The 2,927-nt window shown below is 64.7% G+C and carries 4 protein-coding genes; all 4 read right to left on the bottom strand.

The features are described 5' to 3' along the window. Positions 1–72 precede the first annotated feature (72 nt). Entirely contained in the window at positions 73–705 is a 633-nt protein-coding gene (locus tag RTQ46_RS27075; protein ID WP_312440712.1) for a response regulator, read from the bottom strand. Positions 706–797: 92 nt separating this feature from the next. Next, on the bottom strand, positions 798–1,409 hold the full coding sequence (gene thiE / locus RTQ46_RS27070) for a thiamine phosphate synthase (RefSeq protein ID WP_312440711.1): 612 nt from the start codon (positions 1,407–1,409) through the stop codon (positions 798–800). A gap of 11 nt (positions 1,410–1,420) precedes the next feature. After that, complete coding sequence (locus RTQ46_RS27065; RefSeq protein WP_312440710.1) at positions 1,421–2,212, bottom strand: hydroxymethylpyrimidine/phosphomethylpyrimidine kinase; 792 nt, start codon at positions 2,210–2,212, stop codon at positions 1,421–1,423. Then, positions 2,209–2,927: thiazole synthase (locus RTQ46_RS27060; protein ID WP_312440709.1), on the bottom strand; the 719-nt coding region annotated here is incomplete at its 5' end. The genes RTQ46_RS27060 and RTQ46_RS27065, both read right to left, overlap by 4 nt.

Raw genomic sequence — 2,927 nt, 5'->3', positions numbered from 1 at the left:
TTCGATGCTCAAGGGGGCGCCGGCCTTCCAGGCCACGGCTGCTTTGGTTTTCATGTCTGGTCCTGTAAAAATTTACTTGGTGGATTTCGCACGGTTCAGGAACGCGCCGTGCAGGCCGTTCAGGGTTTCCTCGGCCAGCAGCAGCTGGCTGGCGATTTCATTGATCTTGCGGCGGCTGGAACGGGCATGGTCGCGCAGCACTTCGAACGCCGTGTTGCGGTCGGTCTGGAATTTGCCCATCAACAGGCCCACCGCCAGGCTGGTTTCGCGGCCGGCAGCCAGTGCCGCGTTCAGGTTCAATTCGGTGCGGCGCAGCTGGCGGATATCGTCGGCGCGCGCCAGGCCTGCTTCAAAGGCAGGCATCAAACGGCCTTCGTCGACCGGCTTGACGACATAGCCGACGGCGCCATAGGCGGCCGCCTGCTTGCCCGATTCGCTGTCGCCGCTGCCGGACAGGAACATGAACGGCACGGCCGTTTCGGCATGCAGGCGCTTGGCCAGTTCCAGGCCGGACATGCCGGGCATATGGATGTCGAGCAGGGCCAGGTCCGGCTCGCGCTGGGCGATCAATTGCAGCGCCACTTCGGCGGAATTGGCCAGCGCCGTGTCATAGCCGGCGTGGCGCAGTACTTCGCCGAGAAACTCCAGCAGCAGCTGGTCATCGTCAACGATCAGGATAAGGCGTTTGGCGGCTGGCTGAGTCATGGGCAAGGGAAACCTCGGTCAATATAATTGGGGGGAATGGCCTTATTATATGCCGATTATTCACCGCCACCAGACTCGCTTGTGCCCTTCTTTTACCCGGCAAACAGCTGATTAAATTTCTGCACTGCAATACCTGGCGCAGTGGCCAGATACACGCTGCTGATCGCCGCCACCATGTCGGCACCGCGCGCGGCCAGGGGCGCCGCGTTCTCGGGCGTCATGCCGCCGATTACCACGCAGGGCAAATCGATCTCGCGTTTGGCCTGCACCACGATATCGGGATCGGTGGTGACCGGATACTGCTTGACCAGCGATGGGTAGAAGCCGCCGAACGCCATATAGCTGGCGCCCTGCTCTTTTGCCGCGCGCGCCAGCGCCAGGTCGCCATAGCACGAAGCGCCCACCAGCTTGTTCTTGCCCAGCCGCGAGCGCGCTTCAGCCACCGAGATATCGGTGCCGCCCACATGCACGCCATCGGCATCGACTTCTTCGCACAGCGCCAGAACATCGTTGACGATGAACGGCACGCCGTATTTGCGCGTAAGCAGCCGCAGGGCTGCCGCCTGCTCGCGCCGCAGCGCTTCATCGGCGTTCTTGTGGCGGTACTGCAGCAGCGCCACGCCTTCCCGCAGCGCCTGTTCGGTGACGTCCAGCAGCCGGTCGGTATCGTCCCAGTTCGGGGTGACCAGATAAACTCCACGCATGGTTTTTTCCTTTATTGATGGTTGAAACGCTGCGGCATGCGCTGGCCCGGCGCAATCGCATACGAAGCGGCCAGCGCGGCATGGCAATATGCCTGTGCGCCAGCCAATGCATCGGGCATGGCCTCGCCGAGCGCCAGCCGCGCCGCAATGGCGGATGCCAGCGTGCAGCCGCTGCCATGAAACTCGCCGGCCAGGCGCGGCCACTGCCAGTCGCGCTGCTGGCGCCCTGCGCCGTACCAGCGGTTGACGACAAGGTCTCCCTCGCCGTGGCCGCCCGTCAGCAGCACGTTGATGCAGCCGCGCGCCTGCAGCCAGGCCGCCTGCTCGCCGGCGGACACGCAGCCGGTCAGCCGCGCGGCTTCCGGCCCATTCGGTACTATCACGGTAGTTACTGGCAACAACGGCGCGAGCGCCTGCACTGCATCGCCGGCACCGAGCACGTCGCCATGGCCGCTGGCCAGCACCGGGTCAAGCACCACCGGCAGATAAGGCCGGGACTGGCGCAACTGCACGATCACCTCGGCAATCGCGCGTGCATTGGCGGCGCTGCCCGGTATGCCGATCTTCACCGCGTGAATCGGAATCTTCGCGATCAAGGCCTGCGCCTGGCGCAGCAGCAGCTGGGCATCGATCGCCTGCACCTCATGCACGCGGTCGTTGTCCTGCACCGTCAGTGCCGTGATCACCGGCAGCGCATGCGCGCCCTGCGCGGCTATGGCCAGGATATCGGCCGCGATGCCGGCGCCGCCCGACGGATCGAGTCCGGCAAACACCAGTACCGCCGGTGGCGAACTGGCTGTCATGCCAGCCGGCCCGCCATGGGCGAGGACGGCGAGGCGGCAAATTTGCGTGGCATGCGTCCGGCCAGAAAAGCCTCGCGCCCGGCCCGCACAGCCAGCTTCATGGCGTTTGCCATGCGTACCGGATCGCGCGCGCCGGCAATCGCCGTGTTCATCAGAACACCATCGCAGCCCAGCTCCATCGCAATGGCCGCATCCGACGCCGTGCCCACGCCGGCGTCCACCAGCACCGGCACTTTCGCCTGTTCGATGATCAGGGACAGGTTCCACGGATTCAGGATGCCCATGCCCGAGCCGATCAGGGACGCCAGCGGCATGATGGCCACGCAGCCGATGTCTTCCAAAATCTTTGCCTGGATCGGATCGTCGCTGCAGTAGACCATCACGTCGAAGCCGTCTTTCACCAGTTGTTCCGCTGCGACCAGGGTTTCCGGCATGTGCGGGAACAGCGTCTTTTCATCGCCCAGTACTTCGAGCTTGACCAGGTTGCGCCCGCCGAGCAGCTCGCGTGCCAGCTGCAAGGTGTAGACGGCGTCTTTCGCCGTATAGCAGCCGGCCGTATTGGGCAGGATCGTGTACTGGTCGGGCGGGACGAAGTCGAGCAGGCTGGGCGCGTTCGGGTCCTGCCCGATATTGACCCTGCGGATCGCCACCGTGATGATCTGCGCTTCGGCCGCATCGGTGGCCGCGCGCGTCTGCGGCAGGTCCTTGTACTTGC

Origin of the sequence: Janthinobacterium sp., from assembly GCF_031995485.1 — a bacterium.
Classification (GTDB): Bacteria; Pseudomonadota; Gammaproteobacteria; order Burkholderiales; family Burkholderiaceae_D; genus Janthinobacterium.
The sequence above is the reverse complement of the archived record's forward strand: the minus strand, read 5'-3'. Positions and strand labels throughout refer to the sequence as shown.

Coding starts and splice junctions, on each gene's coding strand:
- thiE (WP_312440711.1), bottom strand. CDS start 1,409: ATGCGTGGAGTTTATCTGGTCACCCCGAACTGGGACGATACCGACCGG.
- RTQ46_RS27065 (WP_312440710.1), bottom strand. CDS start 2,212: ATGACAGCCAGTTCGCCACCGGCGGTACTGGTGTTTGCCGGACTCGAT.
- RTQ46_RS27075 (WP_312440712.1), bottom strand. CDS start 705: ATGACTCAGCCAGCCGCCAAACGCCTTATCCTGATCGTTGACGATGAC.